The organism is Dyadobacter sp. CY261 (genome assembly GCF_021440085.1).
In the GTDB taxonomy this organism is placed as follows: domain Bacteria; phylum Bacteroidota; class Bacteroidia; order Cytophagales; family Spirosomataceae; genus Dyadobacter.
The window spans coordinates 102,747-125,136 of the sequence record NZ_JAKCPW010000009.1; the positions used below are offsets into that span (position 1 = coordinate 102,747).

The window sequence follows — 22,390 nt, forward strand, 5'->3', positions numbered from 1 at the left end:
AATTACATTTTATTGATTTTGAATAAAACCGGCGCAGCGTTATTAACGAGGTTGATCAGGTAAGGCTTGCCTTGAATACTGATCGGGCTGATCTGTTTCACTTCGCCGTCCAGGGCAAAGCCGCTCTGTTTTCCGAGCAGCACATCGAACTGCATATTTCCCTTATTGATCAACACATTACCACGGCAAGCATCGAGCGCACCTAGCTGCGGGATGAAGTGCGTGAAGTTACCGCCAACAATCAGGTCGGGTTTGCCGTCTCCGTTTACATCCTCGCTTTGGATGGCATTCAGGCAGGAGATCTGAGCCAGGTGGGGCAAAGGGACTATTTTAAAATTCCCTTTGCCATCATTCACGGCCACCGCCGACTGCACGTAATTGACCGATTTCTCCACCGCCGATTGCAGCAGATCGCCTGGAAACAAGTCCTGGATGGTCAGCACGGCGTATTCGGAGTGTTTGATGCTCTTCTTTTTCAGAAATGGAAATTGTGTTGTTAATTCTCGTTTTAGCAAAATGGGCAGGTCTTTGGAATCGACGCTCTTGGAAATGACTTTTTCAATGGTACCGTTTTTGTTAAAATCATTGATCCACATTTTAAGCGGCGTCGTGGTGCTGGCTTTCAAAGAGAAATTTTCCCCGATATTGCCCAGGACAAAATCCACGTCACTGTCACCATCCAAATCCGTAACCTTTAGCGCGCCCCAGAATCCGGAGTAATTTTCCAGACCCGATTTCAACTTAATAAAACGGCCATTTGCATATTTGAAAACCACCGGGGCCATCCAATCTCCAACGAGGACCAGCTCCTTTGTTTTGTCACCATCCACATCCGTCCAGGCTGCGTCCCGAACCATCCCTACTCTCGACAGTTCAGGCGCAACAGACTTGCCCATTTCCTTGAATGCTCCCTTCCCATCATTCGCGTAGATATAGCTGACGGGGTTAGAGCCATACTCGCGCGGCACGCTACGACTACCCACAAACAGGTCCAGGTCGCCGTCGCTATCATAATCATGAGCGATAATGACGGCCGTATTCATCGCATTAGCAGGGAAAGCCTTGCTATCAAGGGCAAAATTGCCTTTCCCGTCATTCAGATAAAGTCTCGTAGGAAGGTCGGGACTTGCTTTGGTGCTTTCGTTGCCGCCACCGCCTACTACCAGATCGGAATCTCCGTCCCCATCTGCATCGAAAAATAATGCAGCAGTATCTTCAATTCCGGGGAGATCGGGGAATGCTTTCTGAATTGATCTTAAAAACTGACCATTTTTTTGCAAATAAAGCTGCCCGCCCTGGCCTTTGGCTCCGCAGATATAAATATCCTCGGCGCCATCGCCATTCACATCGCCGATAGCCGCCTTAGGCCCTTCCCGGGACAGCATTACCGGGATATTTCTTTCATTGTAAAAATCCTCGTATTTGTTTTCCTGATGCCCCTCAAGTCCCTTTACATTCATCAGCGTCAGCAATGTTGGTTGGCTTGAATTAGCACTTATCACGGATTCCTTGGCCGCTTTCATTTCAAATTGCAATGTCGTATCCGGCCTGATATCCCTCCGAACGGTTATTTTATGATCGGGCCACCGCACCAGCACCGAATCGATACGACCGATCGTCCCCAAACCAATCGTGACAGGATATTCCGTGCTCGATTGAAACCCGTGCGACGGATTGACCTGCTTAGTAAAAACCTGATTGCCAGCATATACCTCCACTTTCGAGCCAATCGCATGCGTATTCATTCCCTTTCCTTTCAAGTCGAACCTGATGTAATGCCCACGGTTCTTCCGGCTGTCCGATCTGTTCTTATATATAAAACACGGCTCATTCACATTGTTGACGACCAGGTCGAGGTCGCCGTCATTGTCCAGGTCGGCATAAGCCGCCCCGTTGGAAAACGATGCCTTATTGAACCCGAATTCCTTTCCTTTTTCCGCGAACCGGAGATTGCCTTCGTTGTGGAAAAAATTGTTGAAAATGGGCGTCGACGGCATCCGGTCGATGATATCTTGCATATTCTCCTTTTCTCCGGAAAGCACCATTTTCTGCGTCACTTCGTTGGCGAAGAAATCGATAAAATCCTGGTCGAGAATGTCGTGGTAAATGCCGTTGCAGATGTAAATGTCGGTTTGGGTATCATTATCCGCATCAAAAAGCAACGCACCCCAGCTCCAATCGCTCGCCGCCACGCCCGAGTAATTCGCGATCTCGCTGAATGTCCCGTCCTGGTTGTTGAGTTGCAAGCTGTTCTGCATGTATTGATTATAGAAACCCTTCTCTTTTTTCAAGTTAAAGAGATAATGGTTCTCGAAAGATGTGGTCGTTTTATAACGATACTCGTCACGCGGGAGCATATCCGTGGTGAACAACTCCGGGTAGCCATCGTTATTAACATCCGCCATATCCGCCCCCATCGAGGCCAGACTCGTGTGCTTGATGCGTTTTTCGAGCTCCTCGGAAAACGTCCCGTCTTTTTGATTGATATATAGGTAATCCCGTTCATAAAAGTCGTTGCAGATATAAATATCGGGATACATATCGCCGTTGATATCACCTACCGTCACACCCAGCCCGAAGCCAATCAGGCTGCCGTAAATCCCTGCTTCTTCGCTTACATCCACGAAATGCCCGCTGTCATTGCGCATCAACTTAGCGCCTCCTCCTTTCAGAAAATCCTTCACCGGCCAGTCTTTGGCGCGCAGGTTACGATCGTTGGCATAATTGAGGGTATTGACTGGAATAAAACTGTTGTTGAGAATGTAACAGTCCAGGTCGCCGTCGAGATCGTAGTCGAGAAATGCGGCCTGTGTTGTATAGCCCGCCTCGTCGAGGCCGTATTTTTTGGCCGATTCTGTGAAAGTAAGGTCACCATTGTTGATATACAGGGAGTTGCCCTGTTTATTCACAAACTTCTGGTAACCCGCATTGCAAACGTAAATGTCCAGCAGATTATCACCGTTCACATCCGCCATAACCACGCCGGTGCTCCATTTGTCGGGCTCGGCTACTCCGGCTTTATCGGTAATATCCTCGAATTTCCAGTTTCCTTTGTTTAGATAGAGCTTGTTATCACCCATGTTGGCGGTGAAGTAAATATCCGGCAAACCGTCATTATTGATATCTCCGATCGACACGCCGCCGCCATTGTAGAAATTCCGGTAGTTAAAAATGTTGACCTCTTCTGTGTCCACCACTTTGTTCACAAAGTCAACGCCGGTGTCGGATGCATCGAGCTCCTCGAACAATGCATCGGCACTATTTTCGGAGTCTTTGCACGAAAACAGCGCGCAAATCCCCGCTATCAAAATGAGCGCCCGGCAGGCGGCAGAGTGGTATATGGTCATTAGCTTAAACTCATCGAACCGATAATATTTTTTCAGAGATGTCGCCAAAGATAATTTAATCAAGATTTAATTGACCCCTCTTACTTCCCCAATATTTTGCTGGAATTCCTTCCGCGTTGTGCGTAACTTTGAATCCGTTATTATTTCAGTTAATTGCATTTATGACATCCCTGTCTCCAGTATCAGATGCAGATCTGACTTTGCTTGCGCAACGCCTTGAAGGTGAACTCTTTTACGACAACACCATGCGGACGTTATACGCGACAGACGCATCCGCCTACCGCGAAATGCCGATGGCCGTCGCTATTCCAAAGTCCATCAGCGATCTGAAAGCACTTATCGCTTATGCCACGGAAAAAAAGATTTCGCTGATCCCACGGACCGCCGGGACCTCGCTTGCCGGCCAGGTAGTCGGTAACGGTATAGTAGTAGACGTTTCGAAAAACTTTAATAAAATTCTCGAAATCAACGCCGAAGAACGCTGGGTACGCGTACAACCGGGCGTCGTGCGTGACGAGTTGAATATGGCCTTGAAACCATACGGACTCTATTTCGGCCCAGAAACTTCCACTGCCAACCGCGCAATGATCGGCGGTATGGTCGGTAACAACTCATGCGGTTCCAATTCGATCGTATACGGAAGCACGCGGGAGCATTTATTGGAAGTAAAGGCCATTCTGGCCGACGGCACCGACGCCGAATTCAAGAACGTGAGCAGCACCGAATTGCAATCGCTGTTGAACAATGCCCGGCAGAAAAACGGCAGCGCTTCACTTTTAGATAAGATATACCTTAAAACGGACGCTATCCTGGCCTCGCCCGACAACCAGGCGGAGATCCGGAAAAACTTTCCAAAACCCTCGGTTGAAAGGCGGAATACCGGTTACGCGCTCGATATGCTGCTGAATATGGCACCCTACACGACGGGCACAGGTTCGGAAAAGCAGTTCAATATGTGCGGCCTCATCGCCGGCTCGGAAGGTACTTTGTGTTTCCTCACGGAGATCAAGGTAAATCTGGTGCCTCTGCCTCCCAAAACGCAAGGCCTGGTTTGCGTGCATTGCGATACGATCGACGAGGCATTGCGGGCGACCATTATTAGCTTGAAATACGGTCCGCACGCGGTGGAACTCATTGATGAATACGTTCTCGAATGTGCCGCTACCAACCCTGAACAGAGTAAGAATGCATTCTTTGTAAAAAATAAACCGGACGGCAAATTTCCGGCAATCCTGGTGGTCGACCTGTCGAGAGAGTCGAAAGAAGAAGTGGAACAGCTGGCTGCCGACATGGAGAAGGAGATGAAGGAAGCTGGTATCGGTTTCCATTTCCCGCTACTATTCGGGGATGATACGAAGAAAATATGGACGCTGCGCAAGGCAGGACTCGGTTTGCTGGCTAACATTCCAGGCGATGAAAAGGCAGTGGCGGTGATCGAGGATACTGCGATAGACGTGTACGACCAGCCCGAATATATCCGCGAGTTCAACGAAATCCTGAAAAAAAACGGAATGTCGGCCGTGCATTATGCACACGCGGGCTCCGGCGAGCTGCACCTGCGCCCGATCATCAACCTGAAAACCAGCGAAGGACACCGCCAGTTCAGGATGATCGCCGAAGAGATTGCGGACCTCGTAAAGAAATACGACGGCTCCCTTTCCGGTGAGCACGGCGACGGCCGCCTCCGCGGGGAATTTATCCCGAAAATGGTGGGCCAGCATAATTATCAGCTCTTCAAGGACATTAAGAAAACCTGGGACCCGAATAATATCTTTAATCCCGGCAAGATCGTCGATACCGCGCCAATGGATACGTTCCTGCGCTACGAAGCCGATCACAAAACGCCCGAATTCAAAACGAATTTCCGGTTCCACGACCAGGATATTCTCCAACATGCCGAGCAATGCAATGGCTCGGGCGACTGCCGGAAAACGCATTTGAGCGGCGGTACTATGTGCCCCAGCTTCATGGCGACGCGCAATGAGAAGGACACCACACGCGCACGCGCGAACATCCTGCGTGAAATGCTCACGCGCTCGCCCAAGGAAAATCGTTTCGATAATAAGGAAATCAAGGAAGTGTACGACCTCTGCCTTGCCTGCAAAGGCTGCAAAGGCGAATGTCCTTCCAATGTGGATGTCGCGAAACTGAAAATGGAGTTTTTGCAACAATACCACGATGCGAACGGCATTCCCGTACGCTCCTGGCTGGTTGGCAATTTCTCCAAAATGACGGGTCTGGCAAGCTATGTACCATGGGCTTATAATCTGATTTATAAGAATGCACCGCTACGGAAGATCGCCAACACCGTAGTAGGCTTCCACCCTGAGCGCACGATGCCGTTGCTGCACAGCACTACATTGAAAAAGTGGTATGACCAGCGCAAAAAAAACGCACCGAAATCGGATCGGAAGGTATACCTCTTCTGCGACGAGTTTACCAATTACAACGACGTGGAAATTGGTAAAACCACCGTTCTCACTTTGGAAAAACTGGGCTATGAAGTGACAATTCCCAATCACGGGCCGTCGGGAAGGCCACAGCTTTCCAAAGGGCTGCTAAGGGATGCCAAGAAGATCGCAGAAGAGAATATCCGTTTGCTGAAAGATATTATCTCGCACAATACACCGCTGGTTGGCATCGAACCGTCGGCAATCCTCACATTCCGTGACGAATATCCTGACCTGGTAAGCGACGAGTTGCTGGAAGACGCCAAAATGATCGCGCAAAATGCCCTGCAATTCGACGAGTTCATAGCGCGTGAAATTGAATTAAAGAACATTTCGAAAAACCAGTTTACCAAAGAAAAACGGCTTATCAAGTTGCATGGACATTGTCAGCAAAAAGCCATTTCGAGTGTTATACCAACTAAAAAAATGCTCTCGCTTCCTGAAAACTACACCGTGCAGCTCATTCCATCGGGATGCTGCGGGATGGCGGGTTCATTCGGTTACGAAAAAGAACACTTCGATATCTCAATGCAAATCGGTGAGCTGGTGCTCTTCCCGACTGTTCGCCAGCAGCCCGAAGATGTGATCATCGCCGCACCGGGTACCAGCTGCCGCCACCAGATACACGACGGAACCGGCCGAAAGGCGCTGCACCCGGCAGAAATCCTTTGGGATGCATTGGTTTAAAATATCTTTGTATAATTCAAAAAAGGCCGGCAAACGAAATTTGCCGGCCTTCTTCATTTAGTTGGAAATAAATGGCGCTTTCCTCAGCCAGGTATCATCCGCAAGTTGCCCGATCATGAATGCGGCAATATCCGCAGCGTCGATCTTCGAACCAGGCGAATCGGTCTCGTTCACCTTCACTTCGGCCCGATTTCCGTTAAATCCGATATACGGAACCCGCACCATAATCCATTCGGCATTGCTGTGGGCGAGTATCGAATACGATTTTTGGCGGTCTTCATGAATAGCAGGAAACGTGGCATGCATCCATTCTGTCGCCTTCGCCGTTTCCTCGCCCTTTCGGTCCGACGGCGTATCGACATTCAAACCCGCCAGCACAATATAACGGACCGGCTTGTCACCGATCGCGTTCAAAATATTGATACAAGCCTGACTAGCCACGAGCGGCTCATCCTTTCGTTGCCCTACCGTGCTCAGTACCGCATTGCAGCCTTCCATTAATTTATCCACAGCCTGTGCATCCAGCACATCGCCATGCACGATCTCGATTAACGAACTTTGGATGGTAAAATTCTCAGGATGCCTGAGCAGCAGTTTGAGCGAAATACCTTTTTCGATGAGTTGATTGACAAGATATTGGCCTGTACGCCCGCCGCCGCCAATCACAGCGATTTTTTGTATTCTTTCCATTTCTCTCTGATAAAATTTCGGATATAGCAAATGATCCCGGTTGAAGTGTCCGGGGTTTCACAGAAGAACATCGCTCGATTCTGTGGGTGATGCGGTGTTTTTATCAGGAGATTTTAATAGCATGAAGATAAGTAACCGAAGTTTGCAATTCAAAGTTGGCATCAAAAAAAACATAGATGTCAACTTTTTAGGAATAGATTCCTAAAAAATATCAACTTTTTAGGAATTCATTCCTGAAAAGTTGTAAATTAGAATAAACAACAGGCAGCGTATGATCAGGCGAAACCTTCAAACAGCATTAGAAACTAAGTTATATGATGGAAAGGCGATCATACTGACGGGAGCCCGGCAAGTTGGTAAGACGACTTTACTGCATTCGCTATTTGGCAATTCGGACGAAACAATTTGGCTAAACGGTGACGAAGCCGATGTCAGGGCGCTGTTCGAGAATGCAACCTCGACGAGATTAAAAAACCTCTTTGCAGGCAAAAAAAACATTGTCATCGATGAAGCGCAACGTATTTCCGACATTGGCATAAAATTAAAACTCATCACCGACAACATTCCCGGGATACAGCTGGTTGCTACGGGAAGTTCTTCATTTGAATTTGCCAATAAAATTAATGAACCACTCACAGGCCGCAAATGGGAATACCGGATGTTCCCTCTTTCCTTCGGTGAAATGGTAAACCACCACGGACTGATCGAAGAAAGGCGATTGCTACCGCAAAGATTGCTCTATGGCTACTACCCCGACATTGTAAATCACCCTGGCGAGGAAAAAGACATTTTGAAACAGCTTTCCGATAGCTATCTCTATAAGGATATCTTGACTTGGGAAAACATCCAAAAACCAGAAAAACTACTCCGCTTATTGCAAGCGCTGGCCTTTCAGGTCGGATCACAGGTTTCATTCAATGAGCTAGGTACTATGTGCGGTCTCGATAACAAAACAGTCGAGAAATACATCAATCTGCTCGAACAGGTTTTTATCATTTTCCGTCTGGGTTCATTCAGCCGCAACCTGCGGAACGAGCTCAAAAGCAGCCGTAAAATCTATTTTTATGACAATGGTATCAGAAATGCATTGATCGCCAATTTCAGCCAGCCGGAACTACGTACCGACATTGGTGCATTGTGGGAGAACTTCATTATTTCCGAGCGGATGAAGTTCACAAGCTATAACGGAATTTGGGCAAATCAATATTACTGGCGCACCAAAGAGCAAAACGAAATCGACTATCTGGAAGATATCAACGGGAAATTACATGCCTACGAGTTCAAATGGAATGCAAAGGCCAAAGCCATATTATCCAAAACATTCAGTAAGGCATATCCCGGCAGCGATTTCCAGATCATACATCCAGGTAACTTTGATGAGTTTATTCTCTAATTCTTCCCCCACCCAATATTCATCGTAGTCCCGACCCGGAAAACCGTATTTTTATACTTAAACCCTTCAAAACTATTCGCTACCTCCACGCGAAGCGGGAACCTGATGCCAATATCAAGCCCATAACCCAACTCAGCATAGTTATCCGAATCATGCGTGGCCAGGTAATGCAGGAAGAAGTTTTCCTTGACGCCCAGAATGCGGAACCAAGGGATTTGAGTTAGCAGAAACTGGCGGAGTTCGGTGAGGACATGGGCTTCGAAGAATTTCTTCGAGGTGCTGTATTTGTAGTAATCGAGCATCCGGAATGTGCCGACCGGGTCGCCAAGCTGGAAAAAGAATCGGTTGCCTGCGAAATGCTGGAAGTCAGGAAACTGAATGGTGTCGCTGCCCAGGAAACTACCTGCAGCCAGCTTATAGCGCAATTTGCTGCGGATACCAATGTCGAAACCGTGCTGAATGCCGATTTGCACAAAATTGAAATCGACATCGCTGCCGAATGCATTGCGGATTCCCTTCCGGAAATTGATCGAAAGTTTGGGCGAATCATCATCATAGAAGCTGGTTTTACCACTGCGGGTCCGGTACTTTTGCCAGGGTTTGTAGCTTGCCCAAATACCGACCGTCAACGCCTGATGCCGGGGCATTGGCGCCGGCATTACTGCTGCATCTGTTTTTCCTTCGATATTTTCCGGAATGTTGGAAGTAAATTCCCGTCGATTCCAGTCGATCCAGCGGTAGGGCGACGTCTTTTCAAGATTAGGCAATGCCGTACGATCAGCGTATTCGATGCTTGCTTTTATTTCGAAATGCTCATTTTCCTGACTGGTTTTGAAGTCTGCCCGCAAGAAATCCTTTTGGTATTCTTTAATAAAATTTTGCTCCAAAAACAGGGTCGTGAAAGTGTTCAGCAACGGATGCATCGGATTTTCCCCATTGAACTGGGCAACACCGCGACCGCCCGAAATATTGATCGTATTCCGTGCCCAACCGTAATCTGCCACACCTGTAACCAACAATTTATTCCTGCCAAAGGAATACCGGGTCAATCCTCCAACCGACCACTCCCGACCATCCCTAACCGCTCCTGACTTTCCCTTACCTTCCCGCTTCCCATCCCCCGAATGTCGCAGCTTCAACCCGGCACCATTCAACACCAATCCTTCCACTGTATTAACCTGAATGCCCGGCAACGGCCCGATGTAATCCAGTCGCCACGGACTTTCCTTACCCAGGGGGAAATTGCGCCCGGCCAGCAAATCGCCCAGGCCAAACTTGCCGCCTTTCTTCGATTTGGTAGTATCGTCCTTGCTTGCCTTTACGCTGTCCTGCTGCTGCTTTGTCCCTTCATGGATGACGACGAGGCTGTCCAACCGCGTATAACTTTTCACCTCCGCGACCGTAAGCGGGACCGTGCGCAGCGAATCCCAGAATGCCGTATTGCGCTGTGTAGCCATGGAATCTACCTGCGTTGAATCTTCCCTGCTGAAATTCAGATCGATATCCTCGCCTTTCTTTTCCTTTTCTTTTAAATCCTGCTTTTCGTACTCCTTGATCATTTTCCGCAGATTTTTAGCCGAGAACTCTTTTTGCTTGCTCACCACCTCTTCCATGTTCCGCGTTTTGATCTCCCGGCCGGTCAGGCGCACTTTCTTGGCCTCCTCCGCGTATTTTTTGTCGTCGATCACCACGATATCCGGCTTGAATGCCGGGTTGATCTTCACGTTCGTAAACGACTGCGAGATCACAAAATCGCCTTTCCCTTTCAGACCATAAATGCCTCCCTGCACATGAAATTGCTGGTTAACCGGCATCCACACACCTTGTACCGGGCTATAAACCTGCTTGATATCGAGCCGAAAACCTGTGTTGACGGTTTGCAGATCCAGACTATAAATACTCCATTCGTCCTCAATAATCTGGATAGTCCCGCGGTAAACACCCTCTCCCCAAGAGCGGGGTGTGACCTTAATTTTGTTCACTTCAATGCCATTCTCCCGAAATGCCCCCAGGTATTCAAATTTATAATAGGCAAATGCGCGGGGCGATAATGGAGAAACAGCTTTCACGACTTCTGGCTGATAAAAACTCGCCAACAGGTACATATTCGGATCGGCGATATTTTTGTCCATGCTGCTCCGCGTCGCGATCACTCGCTGTTTATAGGCATTGGGTTGCCTGAACGTCACCTCCGAAACTGTCTCATTCAGCATCGGAACGCCCTTTTTGAAATTGGTTTCCTTCTCCATTTCCTTCAATTCCTTTTTATAAAGAAATTCCATCGGCAAATCGGTAATCACAAAGGATGATTTGGAATATACTTTGGCGGTGTAGGCATCCACCTGAAGAAAATGATAGCGGCTTTTGGCAATGGCACTGCGCATAATGGTATAAGCCGGATCCTCATCCCTGCTTCCAATGCGCACTTCGCCGAGATTCAGTGCCTGCTCCTCCATGACAAGGTCGAACGTTTGCACTTTGTTTTCGACTGTAAAACCCTTCTGCCCTGTCTTGTAGCCGAGATATTGAAAGATTACCTCATAGTACCCCGGTTTCAGATCGAGCTGGTAGCGGCCCTCCTCGTTGGAAATGGTACTAATACTCGTGCCTTTGACGATGATGGCCGCGAATGGCAACGGCTCCCCTTTCTTTGTCTTGATGGTACCCCGAACGCCGCTTGCGGGCGCTTGCGCAAGGGCAATGAAGGATGTTAGGAGAACAAGGAAAAATGCGAGAACGTAGTGTTTGAGCATGAGGTTTCAGGCAGGTCGGATGAATATCTTTTCAGGCTAGATGGTTTTAAAGATAATCCGGTTGCTTTGAAATCAAAATCCACTCATCATATAGTTACAAATCCGAAAACTCCCAGGCACTCTGGTAGGCATCCAGGCTTTCGGAATAGGCGATAAAATTTTCATAAAATGGCAGTACTGAAAGCGTAGCGCTATCACCGATGACGACGAGTTTCTTCCGCGCGCGGGTCATGGCCACGTTCATGCGGCGAATGTCGGCGAGGAAGCCGATCTGTCCCTCAGCATTACTGCGCGTCATACTAATGTACACCACATCCCGCTCCTGCCCCTGGAAGCTGTCGATCGTGTTGACGGCAATTTTATCGAGATAAGGTTTTAGCTCGGGAACGTGAGTAAGCTGGGATTTGAGGATATTAATCTGTTCTTTATAGGGCGAAATAATTGCGATGCTGGGAAAATCCTCCGGTTTGGCATTGGCCTTGATAAAATCCGCTGCCAACTGCGACAAATGTTTGAAAAGAAATACCACTTCCTCCGGGTTCGTCGAACTGGTCCCTTCCAGTTTCTCATCAAAACCGCATCCAGCCGTATCGATAAATGCCAATGGCGGCTCGCCGGGAAATAGCAGGCGACGCGCCACCGATTCGTGCGCCTTTAATTTATCACCATAAAAAACTTTGGACGAATAGCCCATAATTGCCTCATTCATCCGGTATTGCTCTTCCAATAATGTGACTGATTCAGGATGCAATGCGACGCATTTTTCAAGCAAAGTCTTGCTTAATCCGCCTTTGGCTGCCGTTTCGGATTTGATCGTCGGCGGCAATTGTAAATGGTCTCCGGCCAGCACCACTTTCTCCGCTTTCAGGATCGGTATCCAGCACGCAGGTTCCAGGGCCTGCCCCGCTTCGTCAATCACCACCGTACGGTACTTCATATTCCGGACGGTGAAATGGTTGGCTCCTACCAGCGTGGCGGCAACCACCTGCGTTTTGGCCAGCAAATCGTCGATCACATATTGCTCCATGTGCGCGACGTCCTTCATAATGCGGTGTGCTTCGTCGAATAACGCCTTCCGTTGATCACGCTCCGCTTTCCCAAAATGGCGTTTGTATTTGTGCGCCATGTTCTTGTATTCGTTGGCTTGTTTTTTCAATGCCTTAATGTCCTTCACACCCGCGTGTGAGGCCATTTTGCTATCGAGCGTCAATCCCGACAATCGCTCCGAAACACGCACAGGGTTTCCTACCCGCAGCACATTCAAACCTTCTTCGCTTAACTTTTCACTAAGCAGATCAACTGCAGTGTTACTCGGCGCTACTACGAGTATCGGCTTGCCCTCATTCTTCGCCAACGTTTTAATGGCTTGTACCAAAGTGGTCGTCTTGCCCGTACCAGGAGGCCCGTGCACGATCGCGAGCTCCTGCGCGGAAAGGATTTGCTGCACAGCACGTTGCTGCGATGGGTTCAGTTTGGGGAGGATAACAGGGTAAATATCCTGATCGAATGAAGGCTTTTTGTCGCCTGTCAATACTTTGATCAAATGCCCGTCCTTTTCCGAGGAAGCCAGCGAATCCGCCGCTTTCAGGGCATTCTGCATCTCGTCATAACTGTTGTCGTCGAAAAGCAGGTCGATACCAAGCTTGCCGTCGCGCGACCATTCGGGCAACTCATCGGTCCGCAAGGTGATTTTCAAACGGTTACCGCCCTGGTGCGAGATCACACCCTCGACGCGGTCTTTTTGCGGCTCATGGTTACTGAACAATACCGCGGGCATCCCAAACCGCAACTGGTGCGGCACATCCTGATGCGTAGTGCGCTCCACTTCCACGGTCAGATAATCGCCCCGGCCTATTTCCTGGCCGCGAATCGCAATCGGGTACCATGCCAATCCATTCGCCCGGCGCTCGGAAACAGAAGACCTTTCGATCAACCGCATATACGATTGCTTGTCTTCCTCCCTTTCTATTTTTAGTAATTCGAGTAGTCCCTTGAAGTAATCCATCTACAAATTAAATAAACCCCGCCCTTAATGCATGACGGCATCGGCACCTTGCTGCACTTCCACTTTGTCGGTAATAAAACGCTTGCCTACTACCAGCACAATCAGTGCCAACGTGGCCGAAACGGCCATTGCAGTCACCATGGGTAGGATAGAAGGCTTTTCAAAAAGGCTTATCGCGATGGAAATCAACGTACCCGCACCCATTTGGAAGGCACCCATTAACGCTGATGCGCTCCCAGCATTACGCGTGAACGGTGCGAGTGAAAGCGCGGCCGCATTCGGGAAAGTGTAGCCGACGCAGCAAAGGAACAAGAATAAAAACACCAGGGTCGAAGTCAATGTAAGCACATCCGTTAACGCCGCAGCCAGAAATGTGAGCCCAATAATCGCCTGGCAAATCAGTGCCACATTCACGATCTGTTCGCTGGTAAACCTTCGGAGCATCAGCGTATTGACCTGCCCGGAACCGATAAAACCGATCGAGAGGAATGCAAAAATCCAGCCGTACACTTTTCCTTCGATATGAAACACCTCCATAAAGACAATGGGCGAGCCCGAAACGTAAGCAAACAGCCCCGCGAATGCAATAGCGCCGGTAATGGAATAGGTATAAAACTGAGGTTCACGAAGCACCTCCAGAAAGTTCTTGATAATTGGCTTCGGTTTCAGCGATAGCGTTTTATCGGGTTTGTAGCTGTCGGGCAGCCATAATGCCGTTGCTATGAATATCGCTATGCCCATTACCGTCAATATCATAAACACGGCATGCCAGCCGAATGCGTCGGTCACATAACCACCGGCGGTAGGGGCGATCATCGGTGAAAAGCCAACAACCAGCAACAGCAACGAGAATACTTTCGCATTCTCGCTCACCGGAAAAAGGTCACGCACCATCGCCACTGAAGCGACAGTTGCCGCGCAGCTGCCAATGGCTTGTATAATCCGAAGCACGATCAGTTGTTCGACGGTAGCAGCCATCGCACATCCGGCAGAAGCCAGAATGTACACGGCTAACCCGATGAATAAAGGCTTTTTACGTCCAAACCGGTCAAGCAATGGTCCGTATAGTAACTGACCGAGGGATATTCCGACAAAGTATCCCGACAGTGTCAGCGAAACCTTGGCCGCCGTGGTGTTCAGGTCACGGGCGATGGCCGGAAAACCCGGCAAATACATATCAATCGAAAAAGGGCCAAGCGCAGTCAGGCTCCCCAAAATGAGGATCAGGAAAAAATACGTCTTTTTGGACATGGGAATTTTGTGGTGTGGAGATTTGGGTGTTTTGGTAACACTGTTAGCTCCCTATCGGTTCGGCCGCCTGGAATTTAATTGACCGCCGACGGCCGACGGCCGATTGCAATTTATATTCGGAAGCCGTAGTCAGCGGTCAGCGGTCAGCGGTCAGCGGTCAGCGGTCGGCAGTCGGCAGTCAGCGGTCAGCGGTCGGCGGTCAGCGGTCGGCAGTCAGCGGTCAGCGGTCAGCGGTCGGCGGTCGGCAGTCAACGCCGCCCACAAAAAAAGCCCCGGTTGTATACCGGAGCTCCACTTTTATTTTCATGGCAACAGACCGAATAAGATCATGCTGCGACCCAGTTCAGTTTTTTCTGGACTTCCCTTTCACTCTCACTTACTGCGTAGGGGACTTTGTTTTTGAGATAGATAATACAACCCTGCCCTCTCTTATTAGGAGTAATTTTCAGAACGTCTTCCCTGTGGATAATAATATTAATGAGCTTTTGCCCAAACATTTTAAATGTACCCTTCTGTACCATGTCCTTTCTTAATGCTTCTTTAATGAAAAACTTAGTGCTTATGCAATTCCACTAATCGAATTTCCGGATTTCATGTAAAGTAGGAAATAATCCTTCGAGATCAGGAAAAAACCAAGGTCGGTCCTGTTACTTAATTGCAGAAAATCAGCCACTTCTCTCTGCGCTTCCGATTCAGATCTCGCACCTGAAACGGCAAGCACTGCGCCGGGTTTCAAACTTTTCGCTGGGTTGTTACCTAGTGTCGCTACCATAGCTATATATCCGATTTAAGAGTTAGTCTTCGTGTGAAATTGTTTTCAGGAAGCATCATTAAAGAAATATGCCAGATTCCCGGATTCAACTAACGTATAAGGATATTTTAGCGAGGCTTACGCGGTAACTATATAGGAATATAGTAATTCAAAAGGTTGATTACAAGCATCTTGTAAAATTTTATAAAAAATTTATATGGGTTATTAAAATAGTCACACAGACCGGCGGCACTTTGTGCGATTTTTGAGGAACAGCCTATCTTTTTGATCGCCCTCTAAAAACGCTTCGCTCCCCAACTTCTGCACTTCATCCGCCCCGTCCTCAACTTCGGTTAACTTCGTTTCCGCGTCCACGCCGCCGTTGCCAACTTTGGTTCAAATCCTATGGCACATGAAAGCAACGTTTACATTTATCACACTGCTTGTCACCACCGCAACTTTCGCGCAGACGAACATCACGGGCAAGGTTACCGACGCGAAAGGCGTCGCCATCCCGGGCGTTAATGTTTATCTCAAAGGCACTTACGACGGCACTTCGAGCGACGCGCGGGGCGGATTCGCATTCGAAACAGACGAAACGGGCAACCAGCTGCTCACTGTTCAAGCATTGGGCTTTGAAATACAACAGATTAGTATTCGATGCAATGGACAACTCGTCAGCCATGATATTAAACTCTTGGAAAGCATCAATGTCCTCACGGCGGTAACCATCACAGCCGGTGCAATGGAAGCCAGCGACGAAAAGAAATCGGTCGTACTGAAACCGCTTGATATCGTAACGACGTCCGGCGCGATGGGCGACATTACCGCCGCACTGCTTACGTTACCCGGCACGTCTACGGTCGGAAACGACGGGCGGCTCTTCGTGCGCGGGGGCGACGCATCCGAAACAGCCATTTTTGTCGACGGTATGCAGGTAGGTAATGCTTTTGGCACCACCGCGTCCAATGTCCCGACGCGCACCCGGTTCAGTCCTAACCTATTCAAAGGCTCGTTTTTCAGCACCGGCGGCTATTCGGCGGAATACGGGCAGGCTTTATCCTCCGCTTTGGCCCTGAACACCCTCGACCTGCCCCTGCGCAACCAGGGCGATCTCAGCATCATGGCACTTGGCGGCGGTTACACGCAGACGCTCGTAGGAAAACAGCAGTCGCTGACCGCCTCGGCCAACTACTACAATCTGGCTCCTTATCAATCGATCATCAAACAAAATTTTGACTGGGAACAGGCTCCGGCGAGTTGGGATTCGGAGATTTCGTTGCGGCATAAATGGGGCAATGCAGCCAAGAGCCGTTCGGGAATGCTCAAAGCCTATTTTCACTCGGAAGGCAACCGGATGGCCATTTGGCAGAAGATTCCGGGCAGCGACAGCCGTGGCGATCGCATTCAGCTCCGGAATAACTACCACTACGGAAACCTTTCATTCCGCCATTCCAATAGTAATGGATGGCTTTTGTACGGAGGTGCGGCCTATTCCTACAACAAGGATGCCTGGAAGCTGAACTTCGATCCGGTACGCCAGGTTACCACACTCTCCCACACCAAAATTGTGGCCGTCAGAGATTTCTCGTCACGTTTTTCATTAAAGAATGGTTTGGAGTGGTATATCAAAACCTACTCGGAAGCATTGACCGACCAAAACCTCCGCCGCGACTTTACAGACCACCAGCTCAACCATTTCGCCGAAGGCTCGTACTATTTCAGCAACCGGCTGGTGATGGTCGGCGGGGTACGCACCGGGTACAGTTCACTGGCGCGCCAGGTCTGGATCGATCCCCGGTTTTCAATGGCTTACAAGTTTGAAAATGAAGGTCAGGTTTCTTTCGCCGCGGGCCGGTTTAACCAACTACCCGAGGAAAAGACCCGCATTCACGACATTAATCTGAAAAATACTTCGGCTACGCATTACATACTCAATTACTTCATTGTCAACAACAATAGAACGCTCCGCGCCGAAGCATTTTACAAGAATTATAACCACCTCACAACGTGGCAAGGCAATGCCTCCGAGCCATTCGACATCGCCCAAAATGGCACCGGTTACGCACGTGGGTTCGACCTTTTTTACCGCGACAAGAAATCCCTCAAATCCACCGATTTCTGGATCACTTATAGCTTTATAGACAGCAAACGGCAATATGCAACCTATACCACACGCATTCAGCCCTCATTTGCCCCAAGACACAATGCCTCGGTGGTGGCCAAGCATTTTGTGACCGGGTTGAAATCACAGCTGGGCCTGTCGTGGTCGTGGAACAGCGGCTATCCCTATAACGACTCAAACTTACCCGGCGAAATGCAGCGCAAAACCGGGATGTACAGCGACCTGAGCCTGAGTTGGAGCTATTTGCCCAGGCCCAACGTCATTATCCACGCCGCCTGCTCGAATGTGCTGGGCCGGAACAACGTGTTCGGCTACCGGTACGCGACGCAACCCGACGAGACCGGCACCTACGCCAGCCTGCCAGTAGGCCAGGGTGCCAGGCGGTTTGCGTTCATCGCCCTCTTCATCACCCTTTCCAAAGACAAGAGTGCCAATCAGTTAAATAATCTATAACCATCAATCATTTCAGACCATGAAAACCATTTTCCGAATTATCACACTTATACTATTCATTTCACCTGCCGTTTGGGCCCAGGATTCGCCTTATCAGAAAGCAATGAAGAAGGAAATCGCCTCGCTGATTACCACCGATTCGCTGCCGCAACTGCAACGGTCGGCCAATGCATTTGCCCGCATTGCCGAACTGAACCCCTCAGAATGGCAGCCCGCCTACTATCAGGCATTGGCTTACATTTACCAGAGTTTCAACATGGCATTGGCCATTGACAAAAAGGACGAGGCATTAGCGAAAGCCGACGAACTGGTTAAAAAAGCCGATGCTATTTCCCCTAACAACCCGGAAATCATGACGATGCAAGGCTTTGTAACGATCGCAAAACTCAGCGCCGATCCGGCCGGTCGCGGACAGAGCTTGTCGGGCGTGGCCATGCAGACATTGGGTAAATCGTTGACTATGGACAACAAAAACCCGCGCACACTGCTCCTGATGGCACAAATGGAATATGGCATGGCGCGATTCTTCGGATCGGGAACGGAAAAGGCTTGCGGACTTGCGAAACAAAGTTTGGCTATATTTAGCAGTCAAGACGAGGAGGCATTGAAAGCTGCTATTCAGCCCACGTGGGGAAAAAACCAGGCCGAAGGGATGGTTGCGAACTGTAAGTGACGTGGTCTGGGGCCGCAGGGACTGATGACGATAGACCATGGACGATAGACCATAGACCATAGACCATAGACCATAGACCATAGACCACAGACCATAGACCATGGACCATGGACCATGGTGTCAGAGAGTTGGATCAAAACAAAAGCATCGTCCATGGTCCGCGGTCCATGGTCTCGCCATCGGCCATCGGCCATCGGCCATCGGCGGTCGGCGGTCGGCGGTCATTATTTTCACTAAACCAGCCACCCAATGTGCGCTAGAAGTTCTTCCAAAGGTTCGCGCGAATTCTGGAATTTTTCGCGAGGGTTTCTTGCGGGTAATGCGGTGATCGCGTTGCTCATCACACTGTTCATCTGTCCTTCCTGCTCATCCGGTGAAAAGATCATCAGCGCGTTGGCCGACGATTTCCTGATTTCCTTCATACTATCTACAACTCTGAGCTATGGTGGTTTTTTGATTGAGGACTACTTCGATCAGCGCATTTCCTGGATAGAATACCCTGTGAAACGGCTCCTGCTCGAATGCCTTTGCTATTTAATATATGTATTTGCTGCCAGCTTCTCAGTAATCTTCGTGTATTCGCTGATCGTCCGGCAGTCTTTCACGCTTGGCAATATCCCGTGGAAGGAACTGGTGCAATGGACGAAGTTTCCGATGCGAATTTCATTCATTGTATCATTCATATTCATTAGCCGGTCGTTCCTGATGGAATGGCGGAAGACTGCCATTGAAGCCGAACAGTTAAAGGCCGAGCGGTTTGCAAGCCAATACCAGTCGCTGAAAGATCAATTAAACCCGCATTTCCTTTTCAATTCTCTAAACGTCCTGAGTAACCTGGTATACGAAAATCCCGACACTTCGGCGAAGTTTATCCGGCAGCTTTCGCGCATTTACCGGTATGTACTCGATGTGCAGCAGGAAGAGCTGGTACCATTGGAGAAAGAGATGGAATTTGCGGAGAATTATCTGGCATTGCAGAAAATAAGGTTTGAGGAGGGTTTGGTGTATCACATTCATGTAGGCGAGAATGTACGTGGTAGTTTGCCTCCATTGTCACTTCAATTGCTGCTTGAAAATGCGATCAAGCATAACGTGGCTTCTAAACAGCAACCTTTGGTTATCGAAATCAGGCTGGTGGGAGATGAATTGATCGTCGAAAACAATCTTCAACCCAGGTCCAGCTTGCCGGAAGAATCGGCGGGTGTGGGTTTGGCAAACGTCAGCAAGCGCTACGAGCTTTTAAGCGATAAAAAAATAGCGGTATTGAATAACGGCAATACATTCACCGTCAAGTTACCGATCCTAACGCCATGAATATCCTTATCATAGAAGACGAAGGCCCCGCAGCCCGGCGATTGACGCAATTGCTCAACGAAACAATGCCCGGATCCCAGATTCACGGCAACCTCGACACGATCACCTCGGCGATACAATGGCTGCAAACGCATTCCGAACCTGACCTGATCTTCCTCGACATACAGCTAGCCGACGGGATCAGTTTCGAAATATTCGAAAAGATCAAAGTGAATTCACCGATCATTTTCTGCACGGCTTACGATCAATATGCGATCAGGGCATTTAAATTGAATAGTATCGATTATTTGCTGAAACCCATTGATCCCGAAGAGCTGGAACAGGCTTTACACAAATTCCGATCGGGGCGGAAGGAGCCGGTGGTTTCTTTGGAACAAATCCGCAATCTTATTCTGCCCATGCCCAGGGTATTCAAAAACCGTTTCCTTGTAAAGATTGGCGAGCGCATTCAAACCATAGATGTACAGGATATTGGATTCTTTTTCAGCGAAGATAAAGTAACGTTTCTGAAAACTGCGGCAGGGAAGAAGTTCATTGTCGACTATACTTTGGACGAGGTCGAGGATATGGTTTCACCGGAGACGTTTTTCAGACTAAACAGGAAGTATATTAGCGCCATTTCAGCTGTCAAGGAGGTTTTTACTTACTCCAATAGCCGTTTAAAGGTGCACCTTTCCAATTGTGCAGATAATGATATTCTGATATCCCGGGAGCGGATGGGGGCGTTTAAGAATTGGCTCGGACAATGATTTAGTGCCACTAAGGCACAGATTTTGCTAACCTCTCATTTTCAACAAAAATCATATGAGAGCAATATGGTCCGGGGCGATCGGGTTCGGCCTCGTTAATATACCTGTGAAACTGTTCAGCGCCACGCAAGGCAGCGAGCTCGATCTCGATATGCTGGACAAAAAAGATCACGCTAACATTCATTTCCAGCGCGTTAATGCCAATACCGGCCGTGAAGTGAAGTGGGAAAACATTGTCAAGGGCTACAAGGTTGACGACAGTTATGTGGTACTCGACGAATCCGATTTTGAAAGAGCCAGTCCCGAAAAGTCGAAAATCATCGAGATCGCCGAGTTTGTCGATGAAAAGGAGATCGACAGCATTTACTACGAAACTCCGTATTATCTCCAACCCGAAAAATCGGGCGCGAAACCCTACGCATTACTGCGAGACGCATTAAAAAAAACCGGCAAATGCGGCTTGGGAACTTATGTATTGAGAAACCGCGAAAGTCTGGTGCTCATCAAACCCCAGAACGAGCTCCTGATCCTCAACAAAATCCGGTTCGCAGAAGAAATCCGCGACACCGATGAGCTGAACATCCCTGACGTCAACATCAAACCAGCCGAAATGAACATGGCTGTGCAGTTGATCGAACAGCTCACGACCGAATTTGACATCACAAATTATAAAGATACTTACAATGAAAAACTGCTGAAACTAATCATGGCCAAAGCCAAAGGCAAGAAACCGGCTGGCACAAAGATGAAAGTTGTGCACTCGAAGAGCCGTGATTTGATGGCGCAATTGAAGGAAAGTCTGTCAACGCCCAAACGAAAAGCATCATGAAAAAGAAAGCGGAGATCACCCATCCGGAGAAAATATACTGGCCCGACGAGCACATTACCAAAGGCGAGCTGATCGACTATTACCGTAACGTAGCGCCTTACATTCTACCCTACATAAAAAACCGTCCGCTTTCGCTACGCAGACAACCTAATGGCGTGAAGGATGAAGGTTTTTTCCAAAAAGACGCGAGCGATTCGACACCGGAATGGATGAAGACCTTTGAAATACTGGCTGAATCGACGGGAAAAATGGTCAACTACTATGTAGCTAATGACGTCGAAAGCCTGCTTTATATCGCCAATCTGGGCTGTATCGAAATGAATCCGTGGAATTCAACGATCACCAAGCTCGACCATCCCGATTATGTGGTAATGGACATTGATCCTTCCGACAAAAATACTTTCAATGATGTTATAGACGTGGCATTGACCGTCAAGGAATTGCTCGACGAAATGGGCGCCGAAGGTTTTTGCAAAACATCAGGAGCCAGCGGAATGCATGTTTACATTCCGTTTGGGAAGAAATATGACTACGATAAAGCCCGCGATTTTGCTGAAATGCTGGCCCACATGGTTACCGAGCGGCTTCCCAAGCTTACGACATTAGAACGCTCATTGGCGAAGCGTAAGAAAAATCAGATTTACGTCGACTATTTGCAAAACCGGATCGGACAGACACTCGCATGCGCATACAGCGCCCGCCCAAAGCCCGGCGCAACGGTTTCGACCCCGCTGGAATGGAGTGAAGTACAACATGGCCTGAGCCCGCAAGACTTTACGATCAAAAACATATTCGACCGGCTTGACAAGAAGGGCGATCTTTTCAAAGGCGCACTTGGCAAGGGCATTAATCTGGATAAAATTTTACAAAAGTTGTCGGTAACGGAGCAGGATTAGGAGATGATTTGAAGGTGTGTTTAT

At 48.8% G+C, this 22,390-nt stretch carries 14 protein-coding genes; 8 read left to right on the forward strand and 6 right to left on the reverse strand.

Going from position 1 to position 22,390, the window contains the following annotated elements; all coding sequences use genetic code 11:
• Positions 1-2 precede the first annotated feature (2 nt).
• Positions 3-3,347 carry a VCBS repeat-containing protein gene (locus LZD49_RS23885; RefSeq protein ID WP_234670201.1) on the reverse strand — a complete coding sequence of 1,115 codons (3,345 nt, stop codon included), beginning with the start codon at positions 3,345-3,347 and terminating at the stop codon, positions 3-5.
• A 161-nt stretch (positions 3,348-3,508) separates the two neighbouring features.
• Here LZD49_RS23885 and LZD49_RS23890 point away from each other — a divergent pair, with 161 nt between their 5' ends.
• Complete coding sequence (locus LZD49_RS23890; RefSeq protein ID WP_234670202.1) at positions 3,509-6,484, forward strand: FAD-binding and (Fe-S)-binding domain-containing protein; 2,976 nt, start codon at positions 3,509-3,511, stop codon at positions 6,482-6,484.
• 57 nt (positions 6,485-6,541) lie between these two features.
• Here the strand turns inward: LZD49_RS23890 and LZD49_RS23895 are convergent, their stop codons facing one another.
• Positions 6,542-7,174 carry an NAD(P)-dependent oxidoreductase gene (locus LZD49_RS23895; RefSeq protein WP_234670203.1) on the reverse strand — a complete coding sequence of 211 codons (633 nt, stop codon included), beginning with the start codon at positions 7,172-7,174 and terminating at the stop codon, positions 6,542-6,544.
• Between the two features lie 271 nt (positions 7,175-7,445).
• On the opposite strand from LZD49_RS23895, the gene LZD49_RS23900 reads away from it, so the two are divergent.
• On the forward strand, positions 7,446-8,567 hold the full coding sequence (locus LZD49_RS23900; protein WP_234670204.1) for an ATP-binding protein: 1,122 nt from the start codon (positions 7,446-7,448) through the stop codon (positions 8,565-8,567).
• On the opposite strand, the gene LZD49_RS23905 is transcribed toward LZD49_RS23900, so the two are convergent.
• From LZD49_RS23905 to LZD49_RS23920, 4 genes are all read right to left on the reverse strand, one after another.
• Complete coding sequence (locus tag LZD49_RS23905) at positions 8,564-11,320, reverse strand: DUF5686 and carboxypeptidase regulatory-like domain-containing protein (protein WP_234670205.1); 2,757 nt, start codon at positions 11,318-11,320, stop codon at positions 8,564-8,566. The genes LZD49_RS23900 and LZD49_RS23905 overlap by 4 nt on opposite strands.
• 94 nt (positions 11,321-11,414) lie before the next feature.
• Positions 11,415-13,325, reverse strand: coding sequence for an AAA domain-containing protein (locus LZD49_RS23910; RefSeq protein ID WP_234670206.1), 1,911 nt, complete (start codon positions 13,323-13,325; stop codon positions 11,415-11,417).
• Between the two features lie 24 nt (positions 13,326-13,349).
• Positions 13,350-14,576: a multidrug effflux MFS transporter gene (locus LZD49_RS23915; protein WP_234670207.1), complete on the reverse strand. Its 1,227-nt coding sequence runs from the start codon at positions 14,574-14,576 to the stop codon at positions 13,350-13,352.
• 559 nt (positions 14,577-15,135) lie between these two features.
• The gene (locus LZD49_RS23920) at positions 15,136-15,348 is read right to left on the reverse strand and encodes a hypothetical protein (RefSeq protein ID WP_234670208.1); all 213 of its coding nucleotides are present in this window, start codon (positions 15,346-15,348) and stop codon (positions 15,136-15,138) included.
• 391 nt (positions 15,349-15,739) lie between these two features.
• Between LZD49_RS23920 and LZD49_RS23925 the strand changes: the two genes are divergently transcribed.
• The 6 genes from LZD49_RS23925 (at position 15,740) to ligD (ending at position 22,366) form a co-directional block, all read left to right on the forward strand.
• Positions 15,740-17,905, forward strand: a complete 2,166-nt coding sequence (locus LZD49_RS23925; protein WP_234670209.1) for a TonB-dependent receptor — start codon at positions 15,740-15,742, stop codon at positions 17,903-17,905.
• A gap of 19 nt (positions 17,906-17,924) precedes the next feature.
• The gene (locus LZD49_RS23930) at positions 17,925-18,578 is read left to right on the forward strand and encodes a hypothetical protein (protein WP_234670210.1); all 654 of its coding nucleotides are present in this window, start codon (positions 17,925-17,927) and stop codon (positions 18,576-18,578) included.
• A gap of 249 nt (positions 18,579-18,827) precedes the next feature.
• Positions 18,828-19,892 carry a sensor histidine kinase gene (locus tag LZD49_RS23935; RefSeq protein ID WP_234670211.1) on the forward strand — a complete coding sequence of 355 codons (1,065 nt, stop codon included), beginning with the start codon at positions 18,828-18,830 and terminating at the stop codon, positions 19,890-19,892.
• Positions 19,889-20,641 carry a LytTR family DNA-binding domain-containing protein gene (locus tag LZD49_RS23940; RefSeq protein WP_234670212.1) on the forward strand — a complete coding sequence of 251 codons (753 nt, stop codon included), beginning with the start codon at positions 19,889-19,891 and terminating at the stop codon, positions 20,639-20,641. Before LZD49_RS23935 ends, LZD49_RS23940 begins: the two co-directional genes overlap by 4 nt.
• Before the next feature lie 55 nt (positions 20,642-20,696).
• Positions 20,697-21,470 carry a Ku protein gene (locus LZD49_RS23945; protein ID WP_234670213.1) on the forward strand — a complete coding sequence of 258 codons (774 nt, stop codon included), beginning with the start codon at positions 20,697-20,699 and terminating at the stop codon, positions 21,468-21,470.
• Positions 21,467-22,366 (forward strand): non-homologous end-joining DNA ligase, encoded by a 900-nt coding sequence (gene ligD, locus LZD49_RS23950; RefSeq protein WP_234670214.1) that lies wholly within the window; start codon positions 21,467-21,469, stop codon positions 22,364-22,366. The genes LZD49_RS23945 and ligD overlap by 4 nt, the downstream gene beginning before the upstream one ends.
• Positions 22,367-22,390 lie beyond the last annotated feature (24 nt).

What these genes read in the sequence shown, in the direction of transcription:
- LZD49_RS23885 (WP_234670201.1), bottom strand. Translation starts at nt 3,347, where the DNA reads ATGACCATATACCACTCTGCCGCCTGCCGGGCGCTCATTTTGATAGCG.
- LZD49_RS23890 (WP_234670202.1), top strand. Translation starts at nt 3,509, where the DNA reads ATGACATCCCTGTCTCCAGTATCAGATGCAGATCTGACTTTGCTTGCG.
- LZD49_RS23895 (WP_234670203.1), bottom strand. Translation starts at nt 7,174, where the DNA reads ATGGAAAGAATACAAAAAATCGCTGTGATTGGCGGCGGCGGGCGTACA.
- LZD49_RS23900 (WP_234670204.1), top strand. Translation starts at nt 7,446, where the DNA reads ATGATCAGGCGAAACCTTCAAACAGCATTAGAAACTAAGTTATATGAT.
- LZD49_RS23905 (WP_234670205.1), bottom strand. Translation starts at nt 11,320, where the DNA reads ATGCTCAAACACTACGTTCTCGCATTTTTCCTTGTTCTCCTAACATCC.
- LZD49_RS23910 (WP_234670206.1), bottom strand. Translation starts at nt 13,325, where the DNA reads ATGGATTACTTCAAGGGACTACTCGAATTACTAAAAATAGAAAGGGAG.
- LZD49_RS23915 (WP_234670207.1), bottom strand. Translation starts at nt 14,576, where the DNA reads ATGTCCAAAAAGACGTATTTTTTCCTGATCCTCATTTTGGGGAGCCTG.
- LZD49_RS23920 (WP_234670208.1), bottom strand. Translation starts at nt 15,348, where the DNA reads ATGGTAGCGACACTAGGTAACAACCCAGCGAAAAGTTTGAAACCCGGC.
- LZD49_RS23925 (WP_234670209.1), top strand. Translation starts at nt 15,740, where the DNA reads ATGAAAGCAACGTTTACATTTATCACACTGCTTGTCACCACCGCAACT.
- LZD49_RS23930 (WP_234670210.1), top strand. Translation starts at nt 17,925, where the DNA reads ATGAAAACCATTTTCCGAATTATCACACTTATACTATTCATTTCACCT.
- LZD49_RS23935 (WP_234670211.1), top strand. Translation starts at nt 18,828, where the DNA reads ATGTGCGCTAGAAGTTCTTCCAAAGGTTCGCGCGAATTCTGGAATTTT.
- LZD49_RS23940 (WP_234670212.1), top strand. Translation starts at nt 19,889, where the DNA reads ATGAATATCCTTATCATAGAAGACGAAGGCCCCGCAGCCCGGCGATTG.
- LZD49_RS23945 (WP_234670213.1), top strand. Translation starts at nt 20,697, where the DNA reads ATGAGAGCAATATGGTCCGGGGCGATCGGGTTCGGCCTCGTTAATATA.
- ligD (WP_234670214.1), top strand. Translation starts at nt 21,467, where the DNA reads ATGAAAAAGAAAGCGGAGATCACCCATCCGGAGAAAATATACTGGCCC.